The 20,403-nt window shown below is 72.8% G+C and carries 17 protein-coding genes; 4 read left to right on the top strand and 13 right to left on the bottom strand.

Annotated features, from left to right (window positions below):
• Window positions 1-14: 14 nt before the first annotated feature.
• The 3 genes from JL106_RS13110 to mtrA are packed head-to-tail and all read right to left on the bottom strand — an operon-like array spanning window position 15 to window position 4,471.
• On the bottom strand, window positions 15-1,940 hold the full coding sequence (locus JL106_RS13110) for an LpqB family beta-propeller domain-containing protein (protein ID WP_205261158.1): 1,926 nt from the start codon (window positions 1,938-1,940) through the stop codon (window positions 15-17).
• Window positions 1,940-3,787: an MtrAB system histidine kinase MtrB gene (gene mtrB, locus JL106_RS13115; protein WP_236007568.1), complete on the bottom strand. Its 1,848-nt coding sequence runs from the start codon at window positions 3,785-3,787 to the stop codon at window positions 1,940-1,942. Before mtrB ends, JL106_RS13110 begins: the two co-directional genes overlap by 1 nt.
• A 6-nt stretch (window positions 3,788-3,793) precedes the next feature.
• Window positions 3,794-4,471, bottom strand: coding sequence for an MtrAB system response regulator MtrA (mtrA, locus tag JL106_RS13120; protein ID WP_205261159.1), 678 nt, complete (start codon window positions 4,469-4,471; stop codon window positions 3,794-3,796).
• A gap of 123 nt (window positions 4,472-4,594) precedes the next feature.
• On the opposite strand from mtrA, the gene JL106_RS13125 reads away from it, so the two are divergent.
• Complete coding sequence (locus JL106_RS13125; protein ID WP_205261160.1) at window positions 4,595-5,518, top strand: hypothetical protein; 924 nt, start codon at window positions 4,595-4,597, stop codon at window positions 5,516-5,518.
• A gap of 31 nt (window positions 5,519-5,549) precedes the next feature.
• Here JL106_RS13125 and JL106_RS13130 read toward each other — a convergent pair whose 3' ends face one another.
• On the bottom strand, window positions 5,550-6,266 hold the full coding sequence (locus JL106_RS13130) for a dTMP kinase (protein ID WP_328842302.1): 717 nt from the start codon (window positions 6,264-6,266) through the stop codon (window positions 5,550-5,552).
• A gap of 157 nt (window positions 6,267-6,423) precedes the next feature.
• On the opposite strand from JL106_RS13130, the gene JL106_RS13135 reads away from it, so the two are divergent.
• Window positions 6,424-7,911 carry a peptide MFS transporter gene (locus tag JL106_RS13135; RefSeq protein ID WP_205261162.1) on the top strand — a complete coding sequence of 496 codons (1,488 nt, stop codon included), beginning with the start codon at window positions 6,424-6,426 and terminating at the stop codon, window positions 7,909-7,911.
• On the opposite strand, the gene JL106_RS13140 is transcribed toward JL106_RS13135, so the two are convergent.
• Window positions 7,912-8,265 carry an ArsR/SmtB family transcription factor gene (locus JL106_RS13140; protein ID WP_205261163.1) on the bottom strand — a complete coding sequence of 118 codons (354 nt, stop codon included), beginning with the start codon at window positions 8,263-8,265 and terminating at the stop codon, window positions 7,912-7,914. It abuts the gene before it with no gap.
• Window positions 8,246-8,725: an SRPBCC family protein gene (locus JL106_RS13145; protein ID WP_205261164.1), complete on the bottom strand. Its 480-nt coding sequence runs from the start codon at window positions 8,723-8,725 to the stop codon at window positions 8,246-8,248. Before JL106_RS13145 ends, JL106_RS13140 begins: the two co-directional genes overlap by 20 nt.
• Before the next feature lie 169 nt (window positions 8,726-8,894).
• On the opposite strand from JL106_RS13145, the gene JL106_RS13150 reads away from it, so the two are divergent.
• On the top strand, window positions 8,895-9,263 hold the full coding sequence (locus JL106_RS13150; RefSeq protein WP_205261165.1) for an FKBP-type peptidyl-prolyl cis-trans isomerase: 369 nt from the start codon (window positions 8,895-8,897) through the stop codon (window positions 9,261-9,263).
• A gap of 206 nt (window positions 9,264-9,469) precedes the next feature.
• On the top strand, window positions 9,470-10,381 hold the full coding sequence (locus JL106_RS13155) for a DUF368 domain-containing protein (RefSeq protein ID WP_205261166.1): 912 nt from the start codon (window positions 9,470-9,472) through the stop codon (window positions 10,379-10,381).
• A gap of 86 nt (window positions 10,382-10,467) precedes the next feature.
• Here the strand turns inward: JL106_RS13155 and ahcY are convergent, their stop codons facing one another.
• From ahcY to JL106_RS13190, 7 genes are all read right to left on the bottom strand, one after another.
• Window positions 10,468-11,952, bottom strand: a complete 1,485-nt coding sequence (gene ahcY / locus JL106_RS13160) for an adenosylhomocysteinase (RefSeq protein ID WP_205261167.1) — start codon at window positions 11,950-11,952, stop codon at window positions 10,468-10,470.
• Window positions 11,953-12,211: 259 nt separating this feature from the next.
• The gene (locus JL106_RS13165) at window positions 12,212-13,105 is read right to left on the bottom strand and encodes an inositol monophosphatase family protein (RefSeq protein WP_328842308.1); all 894 of its coding nucleotides are present in this window, start codon (window positions 13,103-13,105) and stop codon (window positions 12,212-12,214) included.
• A 58-nt stretch (window positions 13,106-13,163) separates the two neighbouring features.
• The gene (pyrF, locus tag JL106_RS13170) at window positions 13,164-14,033 is read right to left on the bottom strand and encodes an orotidine-5'-phosphate decarboxylase (protein ID WP_205261168.1); all 870 of its coding nucleotides are present in this window, start codon (window positions 14,031-14,033) and stop codon (window positions 13,164-13,166) included.
• Window positions 14,030-15,133: a quinone-dependent dihydroorotate dehydrogenase gene (locus tag JL106_RS13175; protein ID WP_205261169.1), complete on the bottom strand. Its 1,104-nt coding sequence runs from the start codon at window positions 15,131-15,133 to the stop codon at window positions 14,030-14,032. Before JL106_RS13175 ends, pyrF begins: the two co-directional genes overlap by 4 nt.
• A gap of 17 nt (window positions 15,134-15,150) precedes the next feature.
• Window positions 15,151-18,498 carry a carbamoyl-phosphate synthase large subunit gene (gene carB, locus JL106_RS13180; RefSeq protein ID WP_205261170.1) on the bottom strand — a complete coding sequence of 1,116 codons (3,348 nt, stop codon included), beginning with the start codon at window positions 18,496-18,498 and terminating at the stop codon, window positions 15,151-15,153.
• Window positions 18,498-19,790: a glutamine-hydrolyzing carbamoyl-phosphate synthase small subunit gene (gene carA / locus JL106_RS13185; protein WP_205261171.1), complete on the bottom strand. Its 1,293-nt coding sequence runs from the start codon at window positions 19,788-19,790 to the stop codon at window positions 18,498-18,500. The genes carB and carA overlap by 1 nt, the downstream gene beginning before the upstream one ends.
• The gene (locus JL106_RS13190; protein ID WP_205261172.1) at window positions 19,787-20,401 is read right to left on the bottom strand and encodes a PH-like domain-containing protein; all 615 of its coding nucleotides are present in this window, start codon (window positions 20,399-20,401) and stop codon (window positions 19,787-19,789) included. The genes carA and JL106_RS13190 overlap by 4 nt, the downstream gene beginning before the upstream one ends.
• Window positions 20,402-20,403: the final 2 nt, after the last annotated feature.

A 20,403-nucleotide genomic window follows, 5' to 3' on the forward strand; every position in this document is an offset into this window, starting at 1 on the left:
AGGGAGCGACGGCGTCAGCCCGGGTAGAAGGGCGCGGACCCGTTCACCGCGGCGGCCTCGGGTGCCGGGGAGACCCACTGTCCGCCGGCCGGGCTGCCCTCCAGCCGCCAGATGCGGCCGCCGAAGGCGATGAGCGGCTGCTCAGCGGTGGCCACCGCGAACGCCGCGATGTCGTCGAACTGGCCCGCGGTCGTGTACTGCGTCGCCACCTTGCCGTCGATCGAGACGCTCCACAGCGTCCGGTACCCCGACCCGTCCTTGGCCGCCGCGGTGATGCCCTTGGAGCTGGGGAACGCCACGGCCGACGCATCGGACAGATCAGACCGCAGCAGGGTCAGGTTGACGATGGCCAGAGACGCGGCCGGCACGTCGGTGACCGGTGCCGCCGGCTCGGTGGTCGGCACGGGAACGCCGGGGACGACGGGCTCGGTGGCCGTGGCCGTCACCGTGTCGCCGGTGACCGGGGCGATGCCCCCCAGGTACAGGCGCCCGCCGGCCACCACGGCCACCCGCACCCCGTCCGGTGACAGGGCCAGGGCGGTGACCGGACCGAGCCCGGCCAGCGCGGTGGCGTCGACCCGGGCCCGGCTGGCCTGACCGGCCGCCGCCACCTGCACCACCTCGGGTTCCGTCGCGCCGTTCTGCACCACCCAGACCTCGTCCCCGGTGCGGGTGAACGCCGGCGCGGTGAGCGTGCCGGCCCGCAGGGTGACGGCCAGCCGGTCGTCCTGCAGCGGTCGGCCGATGACCAGGGACTGCCGGTCGGCCGCGGCGGCGCCGCTGCCGGAATCGGCCACCGCGGCGACGGCACCGGTGGCTGCCGACATGGCGACCGCCCGGATCGGCCCGGTCCCGGCGTCGCTGCCGTCGAACAACGTCTGCCGGTTCTCCAGGTTGACCACGACGCCGTCGGTGTCGACGAAGTAGGGGTCGGACGCCACCTGCCCGGTGCCGGCCACCCGGTCCGGGTCGAAGGACGACATGGTGGTCTGCGTGTACACCGGCTGGGCGGAGTCCAGCGGGATGCCGTCGACGGTGATCCGGATCCGCGGCGAGGTGGCGGCCAGCGTCCAGACGATCTGGGCGGCCAACGCCCGCCGGATGGCCGGCGTCGACGTGTCCACCCCGGTCAGGTCGACGGTGAGGACGCCCTCGGTGTCCAGGGACAGGTTGGACCGCAACTCGGCGCGGGCGCCCAGCTCGGTGAAGGCCGCGCCCCGCAGCAGGCTGCTGGGCCCCCGCAGCAGCAGCTGCATGAGCCGGTCGGCCCGGGCCACCTCGGTCCCCCCGATGAGCGGGTAGCGCAGGTCCGGCACGACGACGGTGGCCGAGGCGTCCAGGAAGTAGACGACCCGCGGTTGGAAGGCGGTGGGGAAGTCGCCGGAAACGATGATCAGCTGGTTCGGCGGATTGCTGATCCGCCACTGGCCGTCCTCGCGGACCAGCCGCATCGTGTACGAGAAGGCGGGTTCGTCGGCGCCGCTGGAGGGCACGAAGGCACGCTGCTCGTCGAGCTGGCCGTCCGGCACCGCGGTCACCGTCACCTGGGACTCGTCGTCGGACTCGTCGTCGGTCGAGGACTCGGTGCGGTAGGTGTCGGGCAGCACCACGACCGGCCCGGCGGGCCCTTCCCAGTCGGACTGGGCGTCGGCAGCCAGGAACTGCCGGGCCGAGGCGAAGGCGTTGGAAGCGCCCGCCACCGTGTCCGGCCGGGCGCTGGCCGCGATGAAGCCGCGGACGATCTGGTCCGGCTGCAGCCCGGACCGGGGTGCCGCGGGAGCCTGTTCGTCCAGCTGGTCGGCGACCTGCCGGATGTCCCGGGCCGCGCCGGAGCCCGGCACCGCCGAGCAGCCGGCCAGCACGGTGAGCACGGCGGTGGCCACCGCCAGCAGCGCGACCCAGCCCCGCGGCGCCGGCCGGGACCGCCGTCGGACCCGCATCACCACGGTCCCCCGAGCCGCCCGGCCAGCCGGTTCTCGGCCGCCCGGGACGGCGGCTCCGCGTCCGCGCCCGACGGGGCGTCCCCGTCGGCCGGGCCGGCGATGAGTTCGTGCGGGCCGGTGGTCAACCCGGTGATGGTGGTCCGGTCACCGCCGGTGGGGCCCTCGGTGCCGAGGTCGTCGTCGTCCTCGCCCGGCCAGAGCGGCAGCGGTGAGCCCTGCAGCAGCTCGTGGGCCCGCCGCGGCAGGGTGAGCCGGAAGCGGGCGCCCTCGCCGGGCGCGCCGGAGGCCTGCAGCCAGCCGCCGTGCAGGTGTGCGTCCTCCAGCGAGATGGCCAGGCCGAGCCCGGTCCCGCCGGTGCGCCGCTGCCGGGACGGATCGGCCCGCCAGAACCGGTTGAACACCAGCGACGCCTCGCCGGGCCGCAGGCCGACGCCGGAGTCGGTGACCGCGATGGCGATCGCGTCGGCGTCCGCCGCCAGCTCGATGCGGACGTCGCCGCCCTCGGCGTGGTCGACCGCATTGTTGAGCAGGTTGCGCAGGATCCGGTCGACCCGGCGGGCGTCGATCTCGGCCACCACCGGCGCCTCCGGCAGGTCGGTGACCAGCTGGACGCCACTGCTGCGGGCCAGTCCCCCGGCCGCGGCCACGCAACTGATCACGCAGGACCGCACGTCCATCCGCTCGGCCTGCAGCTCGGCCATGCCGGCGTCGTAGCGGCTGATCTCGAGGAGGTCGGCCAGCAGCGCCTCGAACCGGTCGAGCTCGTTGACCAGCAGCTCGGTCGAGCGGGACAGGTGCGGCGGGAAGTCCTCCCGTTCGGCGTAGAGCATGTCCGCGGCCATCCGCACCGTGGTCAGCGGCGTGCGCAACTCGTGCGAGACGTCGGAGGTGAACTGCCGCTGCAACCGGCCGAACTCCTCCAACTGGCGGATCTGGGCGCGGATCGCCTCGGCCATGCCGTTGAACGAACGGGCCAACGTGGTGATCTCGGTCGGCCCCTTGACCGGCATGCGTTCACCGAGGTCGCCGGCGGCCAGCCGCCGCGCCACCCCGGCCGCCTTGCGCACCGGTCGGCTCACCTGGAAGGCGACCAGCGCCGCGATCATGGTCAGCGCCAGGGAGAGCACGGCCCCGCCGACCAGCAGCGTCCGCTGCACCACCCCGACGGTCTTCTGCTCGCCGGCCAGCAGGAAGATCAAGTAGACCTGGAACGAGTCGGTCGCGGTGATCGCCGGACCCCCCACGACGAGGGCCGGGATGGCCTGCCCCTCGCGGACGACCGTCGTGTACTGCCGGGACACCCAGCCCTCGCGCACCCGTTCCCGCAGTTCCTCGGGCACCTCGCCGATCGGCCCGACGGCCAGCTCCGACTCGGCGCCGCCCCGGGTCGGGACGATCACCGGTTCGAAGACGCCGGCGGTCGAGCCCTGGGCGCCGCCGTCGTTGCGTGGTCGGCCCAGCTCGGTGAGGGTGCGGTTGAGCTGGTCGCGCAACGTCGTCGGATCGGCGTCGGCTCCGGCCAGACTGCTGACCGCCGCGTTGCGGGCGTTGTTGACCTCGGCGACCGCCGCGTCGATCTTCGACTGCAGCAGCCCGTTCATGATCTCCTGCTGCAGCACCATGCCCAGGCCGACCATGACCAGCACGGAGAACGACAGGGTCAGGGCGACCACGCGGACCAGCAGTGACCGGCCGAAGAAGGCGATCGCCGCCCGCCACCGGGCCGCGATCTCGTCGAACCGACGGGAGAGCCGGCCGGGCTCGGCGGGCGGGTCCTCAGCGAACGCGACCGGCCCTGAACCGGCGTCCGGTTCGTGCTCGTCGTGGGTGTGCGGCGGAGTCAACCGACCTCACGCCACCCCGGCCCGGTAGCCCACGCCGCGGACCGTGACCACGACCTCGGGATGCTCGGGATCCTTCTCGATCTTGCTGCGCAGCCGCTGCACGTGCACGTTGACCAGCCGGGTGTCGGCGGCGTGCCGGTAGCCCCACACCTGCTCGAGCAGCACCTCCCGGGTGAAGACCTGCCGCGGCTTGCGGGCCAGCGCGACCAGCAGGTCGAACTCCAGCGGGGTGAGCGGGATGGCCTCGCCGTTGCGGGTGACCTGATGACCGGGCACATCGATCTCGACGTCGGCGACCCGCAGCCGCTCGGAGGTGCCCTGATCGGCGCGCCGCAGCCGGGCGCGGATCCGGGCGGTCAGCTCCTTGGGCTTGAACGGCTTGATGACGTAGTCGTCGGCCCCGGACTCCAGGCCCAGCACCACGTCGACCGTGTCGGTCTTGGCCGTGAGCATGATGATCGGCACGCCCGACTCGGCGCGGATCTCCTTGCAGACGTCCAGACCCGAGGTGCCGGGCAACATGAGATCGAGCAGCACCAGGTCCGGCAACGCCTCCCGGAACGCCTCGAGCGCCAGCGAGCCGTCCTGGACCACCGTCGGTTCGAACCCCTCGCCGCGCAGCACGATGGTCAGCATCTCGGCCAGGGCGGGATCGTCGTCGACGACCAACACACGCGCTCTCATGCCTCCATGGTGTCATCCTGGCCGGTCCCGCCGCTGGAGGAGACGAGAACGGCTCGCCCGCGGCCGCGGATCGGCCCTCCGGGATGGCGAACTCCGTCCGTCGAACTGGAATCATCGACAGCTGTGAGCACCCCCGGCACCGGCCCCACCCCGCCTTCAGGCCCCCACCCGCCCGGCGCCTTCCCGCCGCCGCCCGGCTGGGGGCGGCCGCAACCGGGCCTGTTCCCACTCCGGCCCCTGGGCGCCGGGGAGATCCTCGGCGCGGCTTGGCAGGTCGCCCGGCGCAACCTGGTCGTGCTCGGTCCGGTCGCCCTGCTCACAAGCCTGTTGGCGAGCGCCGTCCAGCTCGGCGTGCTCGCCCTGACCGGCTCGACGGACGCCTACCTGGACCCGACCATCTGGACCGACGCCGCCTCCACCGGGCGGCTGCCCGATCAGGCCGGCGGACTGCTGCTGGCGCTGGGTGTCTCATCGTTGATCGCGTTCGGCGGTCAGGTGCTGCTGGCCGGCATGGCCGCTCCGCTGGTCGCGCAGGGCGCGATCGGCGCCCCGTACGCCGGCGAGGTGGGCCGGCGCTGGACAGGACGTTGGGGCGCGCTGCTGCTGTTGGCGCTGGCCACCGCGATGCTCTACCTGGCCGGTCTCGCGCTGTTCATCGTGCCCGGCATCCTCGCCTACCTGGCCTTCCTCGCCGCGCCCGCGGTGATGGCCATGGAACGCGCCGACCTGGGCACCGCCTTCAAGCGGTCGGCGACGCTGACCGCCGGCCACCGCGGCCGCATCTTGGGGGTCGTCGTCCTGATGGCCCTCGTGCTGGTCGGGGTGTCGCTGGCCCTCGGCGTCCTGATCGGCCCGCTGGTGGGCGGGCTCGGCGACCTGGCCACCCAGGTGGTCATCGACATCGCCTCGGCGATCGTCGGCGCGGTGACCGGCGCCTGGGGCGCCTGCGTGTTGGCGGTGCTGTACGTGGACCTGCGGATCCGCAAGGAGCAGCTGGCCCCGGCGCTGCAGGCCGAGGCGTCCCGGCTGCGGTTCACCAAGGGCTGACCGCCCAGCCGGGCGCGCTCGTCAACCGCTGTCAGCGGCTCGGCCACCAGGTCGGCAGGGCGGTGAGCAGCGCGTCCAGACCGGCCTCCGTCGGTCCGGCCGCAGCGTCGTCCACCGTCCCGCGGGTCCGATCCGGCGCGGGTTCCAGCACGGTCCACGGCGACAGCCACGACGCGGCGGCCAGCCGGGCGTACATCCGGCCGGTCCGCCGCTGCAGGCCGCCGTCGGCCTCGAACCGGTCGAGCACCCGGTCGTCGGTCTGCTCGGCCCGCGACCGGGCCTGGTCGGCCGCGACCGCGGCGGGCGGGGCGAGCAGCAGCTGGTGGTCGGGCACCGGGCAGTCGAACCGGTCGATCTCCCACTCCCGCACCCAGGCCGGGAACGCCTCGGCCGCCGCCTCGTCGTCCGGCGCGCCCAGCCGGGCCGCGCCGTACGCGGCGTTGGACGCGACGTACCGGTCCAGTAGCACCAGGTCGTGCGCCGCCAACAAGGTCCGGATCTCCCCCGCCGCGGCGCGGCGGTCCAGCGCGAACAGCACCGCGGGGGCGTAGACCGAGTCGGACAGGTCACCGAGCCGGCCGTACAGCGCCTCGCGCACCAGGTCGGCGTGCACGTCGACTCCGTACCGGGGGAACGCCAGCGTGGCGATCCGGGTGCCGGCCTGCTCGGCCCGCCGCACCAGGTGCCGGGTCAGCGTCTGCTTGCCCGCGCCGTCCAGCCCCTCGAGGACGACCAGTCGTCCGGTCACGCGTGCGGCCAGCGGTCGTGCTCGAGGTTCGTCGTCGGGATCACGGACGCACCCTACGGTTCCGCCCCGGCCACGCAGTGTGGTCCGACCATGATCAGCGTGTGATGCTGTCCCGAGGCCACCCCGGCCACAGGGGATGACACACGGGGGCACGGACATGTCGGGACCTACTGCGCCGGATCCCGGGCTGTCGGCACGCACCGGCACGGTGCCGGTCGAACACACGCTGTTCGGGCAGCCGCGGCAGCTGTGGACCATGTTCTCGGTCGAGTCCTGGGAACGCTTCTCGTTCTACGGGATGCAGGGCATCCTGCTCATCTACCTGTACTACTCGGCCGACGAGGGTGGCCTGGGCATCGACCAGGGCATCGCCGCGGGCGTCGTCGGCGCCTACGGCGGGGCCGTCTACCTGTCGACGATCGTGGGAGCCTGGCTGGCCGACCGGGTGATCGGCGCGGAGCGGACGCTGTTCTGGTCGGCCGTGCTGGTGATGGTCGGGCACGTCGCCCTGTCCGCGCTGCCCGGCCTGACCGGCGTGTCGGTCGGTCTGGTCTGCGTGGCCGCCGGCAGCGGCGGGGTCAAGGCCAACGCCACCTCGCTGGTCGGCATCCTCTACGGCACCGACGACTCGCGACGGGATGCCGGCTTCTCCATCTACTACCTGGGGATCAATTTCGGCGCACTGGCCGGCTCGCTGCTCACCGGGTGGCTGCAGACGACGTGGGGCTTCCACTGGGGCTTCGCCGCCGCGGCGGTGGGCATGGCCGTCGGCCTGGTCGTCTACTCGTTCGGTCGCCGCAACCTGCCGGCCAAGGCCCACGAGATCCCCGACCCGCTGCCGGCGGGGCGGCTGCGGATCAACCTGCTGGTCGGCACCGTGGTGGCGGTCCTGGCCATCGTGCTGGTGGCCACCGGGATCATCCCGCTGGGTCGGCTGGACGACGTGGTGACCATCGTGATCATCGTCGCGGCGGTGTTCCTGTTCATGATCATCCTGCGCAGCGCGCTGACCGCCGTGGAACGCCGCCGGATGCTCGCGTTCATCCCGCTGTTCATCGTCAACGCCGCGTTCTGGTCGCTCTACCAGCAGCAGTTCACCGTGCTGACCATCTACTCGGACGAGCAGCTGAACCGCGACCTGTTCGGCTGGGACTTCCCGGTCTCCTGGGTGCAATCGATCAACCCGGTGTTCATCATCCTGCTGTCGCCGCTGTTCGCGGTGCTGTGGACCAAGCTGGGCGACCGGCAACCCACCACCCCGCACAAGTTCGCCGCCGGCACGCTGCTCATGGGCGTGGCCTTCCTGCTGTTCCTGACCATGGCCAGCTCTGTGCCGAACAGCGCGCCGCTGCTCGGCGTCGCCGGCATCATCCTGGTGTTCACGCTGGCCGAGCTGACCATCTCGCCGACCGGCATGGCGGTGACCACCCGGTTGGCTCCGACCGCGTTCCGCACCCAGTCGGTGGCGCTCTACTTCCTGTCCATCGCGCTGGGTACCTCGCTGTCCGGGGTGCTGGCCGAGTTCTACTCGGTCGAGGACCAGGTCGGCTACTGGTCGCTCACCGGCGGCGCGGCCGTGGTGGTCGGCATCCTCACCTTCGTCTTCGCCAAGCCGATCGGCCGGCTGATGAGCGGCGTGCGCTGATCACCCCGATCGATCGGGGTCAGGATCCGAGTCAGCGGCCTCGGCCAGCCGCTTGACCGTCTGCAGCCGGCGGGTCCAGCCGTCGGCCACCGCCCTGAGCTGATCGCCGACCTCCACCAGCCGGTCGGCGGTCGCCGTCCACCGGATCTCCCGCCCCGCCCGCACCGGGGTGACCAGGCCGACGTCCTGCAGCTGGGTCAGGTGCCGGGCGATGGCCTGCCGGGTCACCGGGAGCTCCTGGGCCAGCGCCGACGCCGAGGCGGCGGAGGTGCCCAGACGGTCCAGGATCTGCCAGCGGGTGTCGTCGGCCAGCGCGCCCAGCACCCGGACCAGCTCAGGCGCGCTGGTGGTCACCGCTGCCGCCCTGCAGGGCGTCCCGGGCCAGAGCGAGCTCGATGATCCAGCCCTTGGTGTTGCCCTCGATCCGCTGCCGCGCCTCCGCCGCGTCGCCCGGCAGCGACGCGAAGCCGCTCTCCACCACAGTCAGGCGCACGCGGCCGTCGTCGAGGTCGGCGACGGTGAACTCGATGAGTGTCGAGGGCGCCGAGGGATCGGCGGCGTGCTCGAGCGACTGGATCCAGCGGAAGGTGGCCGCACGCGGCGGGTCGAGCGCGACCGTCGCGAACGCGAACGAGCCGTGGGCCGGGTCGTGCACCACATGGACGGTGTCGCTGATCTGCTCGATGCGGTGATCGACCAGGCGCTCGTCGTTGATGAACCACCCGGGCTCACTGATCAGGGCGAACACTCGCTCCGGCGGTGCGGCGATCTCGATCGACTGCTCGATCCGGTCCACGGTCTCGACGGTATCCACGGCGATCTCCCTGACGTCGGCGGTATGTGCGCGGTATGTGCGCGGTATGTGCAACGCCACGATTGCAGACGATCTCGCCTCTTGCAACCTGACTGTTGCACTTCCCGGGCGACGCCTCCGGCGCGGGCGGCGGGCGTCCCACCGCCCGGGGTGGTGTTGAGTGGACGCCATGACATCTGCCAGCAAGCCAGTCATCGAGTTCCCGGAGGGCCCGGCCCCGGCCGAACTGGTCATCACGGACATCACCGTCGGCGAGGGCACGGAGGCCAAGCCCGGCGACAAGGTCGAGGTGCACTACGTCGGCGTCGAGTACGACACCGGCGACGAGTTCGATTCGTCGTGGAACCGTGGCGAGTCCATCGAGTTCCCGCTCCGCGGCCTGATCCAGGGCTGGCAGGACGGCATCCCGGGCATGAAGGTCGGCGGCCGCCGGCAGCTGACCATCCCGCCGCAGCTGGCCTACGGTCCGGCCGGCGCCGGGCACCGGCTTTCCGGCAAGACGCTGATCTTCGTGATCGACCTGCTGGACGTGGGATGACCGCGGGCTGATCCGACCCCCGGGGGCGGGCCCGGCGACCGTCGCGGCCCGCCCGGCGGAACTTCCTCCCGCCCGTCGTCCGTTGCCCTGACCTGTGCAACTGATGGTCGGACGGTGACGCCGGTCGCGGTCACCGCGCGCCTCGCGCGCCGGGACACCGCCGGCCGACGGTCCTCCGGACGACCCGACGGAGGAGGACCTCACCCGTGAGACCGGCCCAACTGCTCACCGACGCCGGCCGCGGCGTGCTGATCGGCACCGCGGAGATCATCCCCGGGGTGAGCGGCGGCACCGTGGCCCTCATCGTCGGGGTCTACGAGACGGCGCTCGAGTCCGCGGGCCATCTCGTCCGCGGGGTGGTCCGGGGAGTGCTCGATCCCCTCCGCGGCCGGGGCACGGCCGCGGCCAGGTCCCATCTCGCCCAGGTCCGGTGGACCGTGATGGTGCCGCTGCTGGTCGGGATGATCGCCGCGGTGCTGGTCGCGTCGGCCCTGCTGGCGCCGGTCATCGAGGACCACCCGGTCCAGGCCCGCGCCGTCTTCGCCGGGCTGATCCTGGCCTCGTTGATCGTGCCGGCCCGGATGGTCGGCGGCCGCTGGCGACCGCATGAGGTGGTCGCAGCCCTGGGTGCCGCAGCCGCCGCCGTGGCGCTGACCAGCCTGCCGACGGCGGGTGACGCTGAACCCTCCCTCATCCTGGTCGCCCTGGCCGCCGCCTTCGCCATCTGCGCCCTGGTGCTACCCGGCGTCTCCGGCTCGTTCCTACTGCTGACCGTGGGCATGTACGCGCCCACGCTGGACGCGGTGAACGAGCGGAACCTGGCCTACCTGGGTGCCTTCGCGCTCGGGGCCGTGATCGGGCTGAGCCTGTTCATCTCCGGACTGCAGTGGCTGCTGCGGCACCGGCGGCGGATGACGCTGGCCATCATGACCGGCCTGATGGCCGGGTCGCTGCGGGCGTTGTGGCCGTGGCAGACCGACTCCGGGGCACTGCAGCCACCGTCCGGCGACCTGTCCACGGTGCTGCTGCTGTTCCTCGGCGGCATCGCGGTCGTCACCGCCCTCATCGCCGTTGACGCCGCCGTGCAGCGACGGCGGGTGGCCCCGTCCCGCGACTGAGCCCTGCGACTGAGCCCTGCGAGTGGGCCCGGACCGATGCCCAGGGTGGCCGGTGCGCGACTGACGCCCACCGGCCCCGGCGGGGCTCAGTACCGGTAGTGATCCGGCTTGAACGGGCCCTCGACGTCGACCCCGATGTACTCGGCCTGGTCCTTGCTGAGCTTGGTGAGCTCACCGCCGAGCGCCTCGACGTGGATGCGGGCCACCTTCTCGTCCAGGTGCTTGGGCAGGCGGTAGACCTCCCGGTCCCATTCGGCCGGCTTGGTGAACAGCTCGACCTGGGCGATGACCTGGTTCGAGAACGACGTGCTCATCACGAACGACGGGTGCCCGGTGGCGTTGCCCAGGTTCAGCAGCCGACCCTCGGACAGCACCAGCACGACGTGCCCGTCGGGGAACTTCCACGCGTCGACCTGCGGCTTGATCTGCGTGCGCACCGCCTCCGACCGGGCGAGACCGGCCATGTCGATCTCGTTGTCGAAGTGACCGATGTTGCCCAGGATCGCCTGGTGCTTCATCCGGCGCATGTGGTCGATGGTGATGATGTCCCGGTTGCCGGTCGTGGTGATCACGAGATCGGCCTGCGCGACCAGATTCTCGACGGTGCCGACCTGGTAGCCGTCCATCAGGGCCTGCAGCGCGCAGATCGGGTCGACCTCGGCCACGATCACCCGGGCGCCCTGGCCGCGCAGCGACTCCGCCGCGCCCTTGCCCACGTCGCCGTAGCCGGCGACCAGCGCCACCTTGCCGCCGAGCAGCACGTCGACACCGCGGTTGATGCCGTCGATCAGGGAGTGCCGGATGCCGTACCGGTTGTCGAACTTGCTCTTGGTCACCGCGTCGTTGACGTTGATGGCCGGGAACAGCAGCTCGCCGGCCGCGGCCAGCTGGTAGAGCCGGTTGACGCCGGTGGTGGTCTCCTCGGTCACGCCCACGATGGCCGGCGTGGTCCGCGTCCAGTAGGTCGCGTCGTCGGCCAGCGAACCACGCAGCAGTTCGAGGATGACGCCCCACTCCTCGGAGTCGTCGTCCTGCACCGGCGGCACGATCCCGGCCTGCTCGTACTGCACACCCTTGTGCACCAGCAGGGTGGCGTCGCCGCCGTCGTCCAGGATCATGTTCGGGCCGGCGCCGTCGGGCCAGCGCAGCATCCGGTCGGTGCACCACCAGTACTCCGGCAGCGTCTCCCCCTTCCAGGCGAAGACGGGCACGCCGGCCGGCGCCTCGGGAGTGCCGTACGGGCCGACGACGATGGCCGCGGCCGCGTGGTCCTGGGTGGAGAAGATGTTGCAGGACGCCCAGCGGACGGCAGCACCGAGCTCCACCAGCGTCTCGATGAGCACCGCCGTCTGCACGGTCATGTGCAGCGAGCCGGAGATGCGCGCCCCGGCCAGCGGGCGGACGCCGGCGTACTCGCGACGCAGCGCCATCAGCCCGGGCATCTCGTGCTCGGCGAGGGTGATCTCCTTGCGGCCGAAGTCGGCCAGGGACAGGTCGGCGACCTTGAAGTCCAGGTCGCCGACGCGGTCGACGGTCAGCGCGGGCGCGACCTGGGTGTCTGGGCTGGCCATGCGGATCCTCCGGGATCGGTGGGCGTCACGAACCCCGTCAACCGGCTCGGACCGTTTCGGATCGGCTCGGACCGGCCGGCGGTGGCGACGGGGTGACGCACGGGGGCCGGACTCGGGCCGGACCGCGTCGTCGGACGCGGCACACGCTCGCGCGGGCCCTGCACCGGACGCCCCGGACCCCCCGGGACGTGCATGTCGGCGTCCAGGATAGCGACCGCCCGGCGGCTCGGGCGCCCGGTGGTGACCAGCTGGGACGGGCTCAGACCCGCACGGCCAGCACCGCGTCCCGCACCTGCGCGACGGCGGTCGGCGGACCCGCGATGAAGAACCGGTGCCCCAGGTGCTCGACGACGTCGGTGACGCCGCCCGCCCCGCGGACCAGCGCCGCCCCCGGCAGCCAGTCCCAGATCAGGGTGTCCGCATGCAGCCACACGCCGAGCCGGCCGGCCGCCACCCCGGCCAGCTCGACCGAGCCGGATCCGAGCACCCGCAGCGAGGCCGCCCCGGCCACCGCACCCAGGATCGGCTCACGCAGGGTGGCGTCGGAGAGCCGGCCGGGATGCAGCCAGGTGACGACCGACAGCGCCTCCAGCGGGGCGTCCGGGATGGGGGCGACGGGGAGGCCGTTGCAGGTGGTGCCGCGCTCCGGCCCGCCGAGCCACAGCTCGTCGGTGGTGGCCTGGTACACGGCGCCGAGCAGCAACGCCTCGTCCATCATCCGATCGGCCGTGGCCGGATCGACGTCCGCCGGCCGGCCGGACGTGCCGGTCAGGGCGAGCGCCGAACACCAGGCCGGCAGGCCGGAGACGAAGTTGTAGGTGCCGTCCACCGGGTCGATCACCCAGGTGCGCTCCCCCGGCGCCGCCGCGCCCTCCTCGCCGATGATGCCGTCGGCGGGCCGCTCGGCACCGAGACGCTCGACCACCATCGCCTCGGCCGCCTTGTCCGCGTCCGAGACCAGGTCGCTGACATCGGTCTTGGTCGACACGGTGAGCCCGGCGGCCATCATGCGCAGGGCCAGCTGTCCAGCGTCACGGACCAGCTCCGCGGCCAGCCGGGCGTCACGGTCGAGCTGGTCGGTCAGGTGGTCGGCCGGGTGGTCGGCGAGGTGCTCGTCGGGTCGCAGGTCCAGGGACTTCGGGGAGTCGGCCACGCCGATCACCGTATCCGCCGGCCGGCGCGTCCCGGCCGGGCGGGCGGTCAGGCTCACCTCAGGCCATGACGGCGCGGATCGCGTCCACCTGCCGCAGCGCGGCGTCCCGCATCGCCAGCGGCGACGGTCCGGCGCCGAGCACCTCCCGGCTGGTGGTGGGCAGCACCGACCCGGGGCCGGCGGTCAGGGCGTCGCCGAAGACGTCGCGCAGGTCGTCGGCGGTGGCGCCCTGGGCGCCCAGCCCGGGCGCCAGCAGCGGGCCGTTGACCTGGCTCAGGTCGACCCCGGTACGGCCCACGGTCGCCCCGACCACCAACCCGACCGATCCGAGCGGGCGGACGCCGGCGTTCCGCGCGGCGGCTTCGTCGGCGATCTGCTGGGCCACCATCCGGCCGCCGGCGGCTCGGGCGTGCTGCACCGTCGGCCCCTCCGGGTTCGAGGTCAGCGCCAGCACGAACACCCCGCGGCCGGTGGCCAGCGCGGTGTCCACGGCCGGCTGCAGCGACCCGAAGCCCAGGTAGGGCGAGACAGTGACCGCGTCGGCGGCCAACGGCGAGCCGTCGGCCAGGTACGCCGCGGCGTAGGCCTGCATGGTCGAGCCGATGTCGCCGCGCTTGGCGTCCAGCAGCACCAGCGCCCCGGCCTGCCGGGCGCCGACGAGCAGTCGTTCCAGCACGGCGATGCCGGCCGAGCCGAACTGCTCGTAGAAGGCGGACTGCGGCTTCAGTACCGCGACCGTGGGGGCCAGCGCGTCCAGGCAGACGGCGGTGAACCGGGCCAGCCCGTCCGCGGTGACCGGCAGGTCCCAGGCGCGCAGCAGGGCCGGGTGCGGGTCGATGCCCACGCACAGCGGTCCGCGGGCCTTCACCGCCGCGGCCAGCCGGGCGCCGAACGGGGCGCGGGCGGGGGACGTGCTGGGCGGCGTCATCGGGGACTCCCGTCGGTGCGCGGATCGATGTGCTGACCGGCCCGGTCGGCGACAGCCCGGTTGATCCGGCCGACGAGCGCCGGGCCGGCGTAGATGAAGCCGGTGTAGACCTGCAGCAGCGTGGCGCCGGCGTCCAGCATGGCCAGCGCGTCGTCGGGCTCGCCGATGCCGCCGACCCCGATGACCGGCAGGTCGGTGTGCCGGGTCACGAACGCCACCACCTCGGCCGCCCGGGCGGCCAGCGGCCGGCCGGACAGCCCGCCCGCCTGCGCCGCGGCCAGCGGCTGCTCGGGTCCGGCCACGCCGTCCCGGGACAGCGTGGTGTTGGTGGCGATGACGCCGGAGACGCCTCGGTCCTGGCACACCTCGAGCAGCTGGGCCACCGCCTCGTCGGTCAGGTCGGGGGCGATCTTGACCAGCACCGGGACCGGCGCCCGGCCGGTGCCCTCGCTCAGCCGGCGGGCCTCGACGGTGAGCGCGTCGAGCAGTTCGTCGAGCGGTCCGCGGTCCTGCAGCGCGCGCAGGCCCGGCGTGTTCGGCGAGGACACGTTCACCGCCACGTAGTCGGCGACGTCGACCACCGCACGCAACGACGACAGGTAGTCCCCCACCGCGTCCTCGAGCGGGGTCACTTTCGACTTGCCCAGCGACACCCCGATGGGGACGCCGGTCGGCCCGGCCGCCCGGAGCGTGCGGGCCAGCGCCGCGGCCCCGGCGTTGTTGAAGCCCATCCGGTTGATCAGGGCGCGGGACTCGGGCAGCCGGAACAGCCGGGGCCGGTCGTTGCCCGGCTGCGGCTGGGCCGTCACCGTGCCGACCTCGACGTGGCCGAAGCCGAGGGCCGGCCAGGCCCGCACCGCGGTGCCGTTCTTGTCCATGCCGGCGGCCAACCCGACCACCCCGGGGAAGCTCAGGCCGAAGGCCTGCACCGGGGTGGCCGGTGCGGCGGCCAGCACGCGCAGGGCGCGCCGGCCGGCCGCGGTGCGACCGACGGCGGTCAGCGCGGTGAGCGTCCGGTGGTGGGCGGTCTCGGCGTCACCGCCGCCCATCCGGAACAGCACCGGCCGCAGCGCCTTCTCGTACAGGCCCGCTGTGCTCACGCCGCGCTCCACCCCGCTCAGACGCCGGCGGGCGCGCCGGCGGCCCGCAGCCGCTCCTGCAACACCTGCAGCGGCGCCACCCGGACCTCCGCGCGCAGCACCGACTCGATGCCCTGGATGGCGGCGGCGGCCCCGGCCACGGTGGTGATGCACGGGATGTTGCCGGCCACCGCGGCGGTCCGGATCTCGTACCCGTCGATCCGCGGCCCGGACTGCCCGTACGGGGTGTTGATGATCAGGTCGATCTCCCCCGCCTTGATCAGGTCGACCACGGTCTCGCCGGAGTTCTCGAAGTACTTGCGGACCACCTCGACCTGAATCCCGTTGCGGCGCAGCATCTCCGCCGTACCCTCGGTGGCCACCACGCGGAACCCGAGGTCGGCCAGCCGCTTCACCGGGAACACCATGGCGCGCTTGTCGGCGTTGGCCACCGACACGAACACCGTGCCCTTGGTCGGCAGTGACCCGTACCCGGCGGTCTGCGACTTGGCGAACGCCGGACCGAACGAGGTGTCGATGCCCATCACCTCACCCGTGGACCGCATCTCAGGGCCGAGCAGCGAGTCGACGCCCTCGCCGTCCGGCCGCCGGAACCGGTGGAACGGCAGCACCGCCTCCTTGACGGCGACCGGCGCGTCCTGCGGCAGCGTGCTGCCGTCGCCGGTGGCCGGCAGCAGGCCCTCGGCCCGCAGCTCGGCGATGGTGGCGCCGAGCATGATCCGGGCCGCCGCCTTGGCCAGTGGCACCGCCGTGGCCTTGGACGAGAACGGCACGGTGCGGGACGCGCGCGGGTTCGCCTCCAGCACGTACAGCACCTGGTCCTTGAGCGCGTACTGCACGTTCAGCAGTCCGCGGACCCCACCGTTCAGCGCGATGGCCTCGGTGTGCGAGCGCACGGTCTCGATGTCGCTGCGGCCCAGCGTGATCGGCGGCAGCACGCACGCCGAGTCGCCGGAGTGGATGCCGGCCTCCTCGATGTGCTCCATGACGCCGCCCAGGTAGACCTCGGTGCCGTCGCACAGCGCGTCGACGTCGATCTCGATGGCGTCGTCGAGGAACTTGTCGACCAGCACCGGCCGGTCGGCGCTGATCTCGGTGGCGCGCGAGATGTAGTCCGACAGCGACGGCTCGTCGTAGACGATCTCCATGCCGCGGCCGCCCAGCACGTAGGACGGCCGGACCAGCACCGGGTAGCCGATCCGCTCGGCCACGGCCTGGGCCTGGTCGAACGACACGGCGGTGCCGAACGCCGGGGCCGGCAGGCCGGCGCCGGTGAGCAGGTCGCCGAACCGGCCGCGGTCCTCGGCCAGGTCGATGGCGTCCGGCTGGGTGCCCAGCACGGTCACGCCGGCGTCCTGCAGCGGGCCGGCCAGCTTCAGCGGGGTCTGCCCGCCGAGGGTGACCACCACGCCGGCGACGGTGCCCGACGCCTGCTCCGCCTCGATGACCTCAAGCACGTCCTCCAGGGTGAGCGGCTCGAAGTACAGCCGGTCGCTGGTGTCGTAGTCGGTGGACACCGTCTCGGGATTGCAGTTGACCATGACGGTCTCGTACCCGGCCTCGCGCAGCGACAGGGCCGCGTGCACGCAGGAGTAGTCGAACTCGATGCCCTGCCCGATGCGGTTCGGGCCGGAGCCCAGGATGATCACCTTCGGGCGGTCCGGCTGCAGGGCGACCTCCGACTCCGCGGCCGGGTCGATCTCGTAGGCCGAGTAGTGGTACGGCGTGGTGGCCTCGAACTCGGCCGCGCAGGTGTCGACCGTCTTGAACACCGGCCGGATCCCGTGCTCCCACCGGTACCCACGCACCGCTCCCTCGCCGGCTGCGTCGTCGGTGAGATCGGCGCGCAGCACGGCGATCTGCAGGTCGGACAGGCCGTACCGCTTGGCCCGGCGGACCAGCTCCGGCGTCAGCTCGGCCGCCGCGGCGACCTCGTCGCTCACCCGGCGGATGAGATCGATCTGGTCGATGAACCAGGGGTCGATGCCGGTGGCATCGTGCAGCTGCTCGACGGTGGCGCCCAGGCGCAGCGCCCGCTCGACGCCGTAGATGCGACCGTCGGTCGGCATCGCGACCTGCTGCAGCAACGTCTCGAGGCTCTCACCCTCCGGGTCCGGCTGGGTGCGGAACCCGATCGCCTTGGTCTCCATGGACCGCATCGCCTTGCCCAGGGCCTCGGCGAACGACCGGCCGATCGACATGGCCTCGCCCACCGACTTCATGGTGGTGGTCAGCGTCGGGTCGGCCCCGGGGAACTTCTCGAAGGCGAACCGCGGGATCTTCACCACGACGTAGTCCAGCGTCGGCTCGAACGCCGCAGGCGTGGCCTTGGTGATGTCGTTGGCGATCTCGTCCAGGGTGTAGCCGATGGCCAGCTTGGCCGCGATCTTGGCGATCGGGAAGCCGGTGGCCTTGGAGGCCAGGGCCGACGACCGGGACACCCGGGGGTTCATCTCGATGACGATCATGCGCCCGGTGTCCGGGTTGATCGCGAACTGGATGTTGCAGCCGCCGGTGGCCACCCCGACGGCACGCAGGATGTCCAGGCCGAGGTTGCGCATCCGCTGGTACTCGCGGTCGGTCAACGTCATGGCCGGCGCGACGGTGATCGAGTCACCGGTGTGCACGCCCATCGGGTCGAGGTTCTCGATCGAGCAGACGACGACGGCGTTGTCCTTGCTGTCGCGCATCAGCTCCAGCTCGTACTCCTTCCAGCCGAGCACGGACTCCTCGATGAGCACCTCGTGCACCGGGGACGCGTCCAGACCGTTGCCCGCGATCCGCTCGAGATCGTCGTGGTCGTACGCCATCCCGGAGCCGAGCCCACCCATGGTGAACGAGGGGCGGACGACGACGGGCAGGCCGACCTCGGCGACGGTGTCGCGGACCTCCTCCATCGTGTGGCACACCCGGGAGCGCGGCACGTCGCCCCCGACGGAGCGGACCACGTCCTTGAAGATCTGCCGGTCCTCACCCCGCTGGATGGCCGGGATGTCGGCGCCGATCAGCTCGACGTCGAACTTGGCCAGCACGCCGCGCTCGTCCAGCGCGATGGCGGTGTTCAGCGCCGTCTGCCCGCCCAGGGTGGCCAGCAGCGCGTCGACCGGGTGGCCCTGATCGGCCTGGTCGGCGAGGACCTTCTCGACGAACTCGGCCGTGATCGGCTCGATGTAGGTGGCGTCGGCGAACTCCGGATCGGTCATGATCGTGGCCGGGTTGGAGTTGATGAGCGAGACGCGCAGCCCCTCCTCGCGGAGCACGCGGCACGCCTGGGTGCCGGAGTAGTCGAACTCGCAGGCCTGGCCGATGACGATCGGACCGGAACCGATGACCAGGACATGCTTGAGGTCTTGGCGGCGGGGCATCAGGCGTCGCCCTTCCTGGTGCCGTCGACGACACCCTCGCTGGGATCCGGGACCTCGGGGCCGACCGTGCTCGATCCGCCGTCGGAACGGCCGGCTGGACCGGCATCCATGAGTTCGCAGAACCGGTCGAACAGGTAGCGGGCGTCGTGCGGGCCGGCTGCCGCCTCGGGGTGGAACTGCACGGAGAACGCCGGCAGGTCCAGGCATTCCAGGCCCTCGACGACGCCGTCGTTCAGCGAGGAGAAGGCGACCTGGGCCCGGCCGAACTCGGTGTCGATGACCTCGTCGGCCGGCGCCTGCACGGCGAAACCGTGGTTCTGCGAGGTGACCAGCACCCGGCCGGTGCGGTGGTCACGGACCGGCTGGTTGATGCCGCGGTGCCCGAACTTGAGCTTGTAGGTCTCCAGACCCAGGGCGCGGCCCAGGATCTGGTTGCCGAAGCAGATGCCGAAGAACGGGATCCCGCGGCGCAGCACCTCACGGGTCAGCTCGACGGCCACGTCGGCGGTGGCCGGATCGCCCGGTCCGTTGGACAGGAAGACCCCGTCCGGACCGAACTCCTCGATCTGGGCGATGTCCGCGTCGGCGGGCAGCACGTGCACCTCGATGCCGCGCTCACTCATCATCCGCGGGGTGTTCGTCTTGATGCCCAGGTCCAGGGCGGCCACCCGGTAGCGGGGCACCTGGTCGGGCTGGGCGCCGGCACCGGCCGCACTGGCCGACACGGTGTACGGCTCGGCGGTGGTCACCTCGCCCATCAGGTCGGCACCGGCCATGGCCGGCGTGGCCCGGACCTGCTCGACCAGCTCGTCCATCGGCCGGTCGGCGTCCGCGCCGGTGAAGATCCCGCACCGCATGGCACCCGCGCTGCGCAGGTGCCGGGTCAGCGACCGGGTGTCCACCCCGGCGATCCCGACGATGCCCTGCCGAGCCAGTTCGTCCTCCAGGCTGCCGTCCGCGCGCCAGTTCGACGGGCGGGGCGACAGGTCGCGGATGACCAGGCCGGCCGCCCAGATCCGGGTCGACTCGTCGTCGGAGGCGGGGAACACGGCCTCGTCGGTGCCCTCGGCACCGGAGCCGGTCCGAGTCACCCAGCCGGTGTTGCCGATCTGCGGGGCGGTGGCCACCACGACCTGGCGTCGGTACGACGGGTCGGTGAGGGTCTCCTGGTAGCCCGTCATCCCGGTGGTGAAGACGGCCTCGCCGAAGGCGGTGCCGGTGGCGCCGAACTGCTCGCCGCGGTGCACGCGGCCGTCCTCGAGCACCAGTACGGCGGGGGTGCTGCCGGTCATGCGCGGCCTTCCTGGGGGGTTCCGGTGTGGGGATCGGTGTGGGGATGGACGACCGTGGCATCGATGACTGGATCGGTCGCCGGGTCATCGCCGGCCGGGGGCGGCTCGGCCAGGGCGGCCTGCGCGGCGTCCACCCAGGCGCGCTGCTCCTCGGGGTCGTCGGACCGGAACCCGCTGTCCAGCAGCACGTCCCCGGTCTGCCAGGTGAGCAGCACGATGCCCTCGGGCAGGCCCATCACCTTGCCGGCGATGCCCGGCGAGACGGTGACCGTGCGCAGGTCGGCGCGCGGCAGGAACAGCGGTGGCTCGCCGACCCGGTCGACGAGCACGCCGTCCGGGCGCAGCACCAGGTCACCCTTGGCTCGGCGGCCCAGGCCGTGCACGACGACCCGGTCCTGCCAGGCCCCGGAGCGGGTGGTCGAGACGTAGACGCCCGCCAGCGGCGCGACGATGCCGCCATGCTCGGTGTCCGTGCCCACGTCCGCGGGCAGCGCGGCCGGGGCGGGGATGTCGGCCTGACGGCGCGCCCGGTTGCGCCAGCCCCACCACAGGGCGAGCGCGGCCAGGCCGATCACCGCGACCATGGCCAGGGTCCACAACACGCGTTCCATCA

It is taken from the genome of Nakamurella leprariae (assembly GCF_016918035.1).
Taxonomy (GTDB): domain Bacteria; phylum Actinomycetota; class Actinomycetes; order Mycobacteriales; family Nakamurellaceae; genus Nakamurella; species Nakamurella leprariae.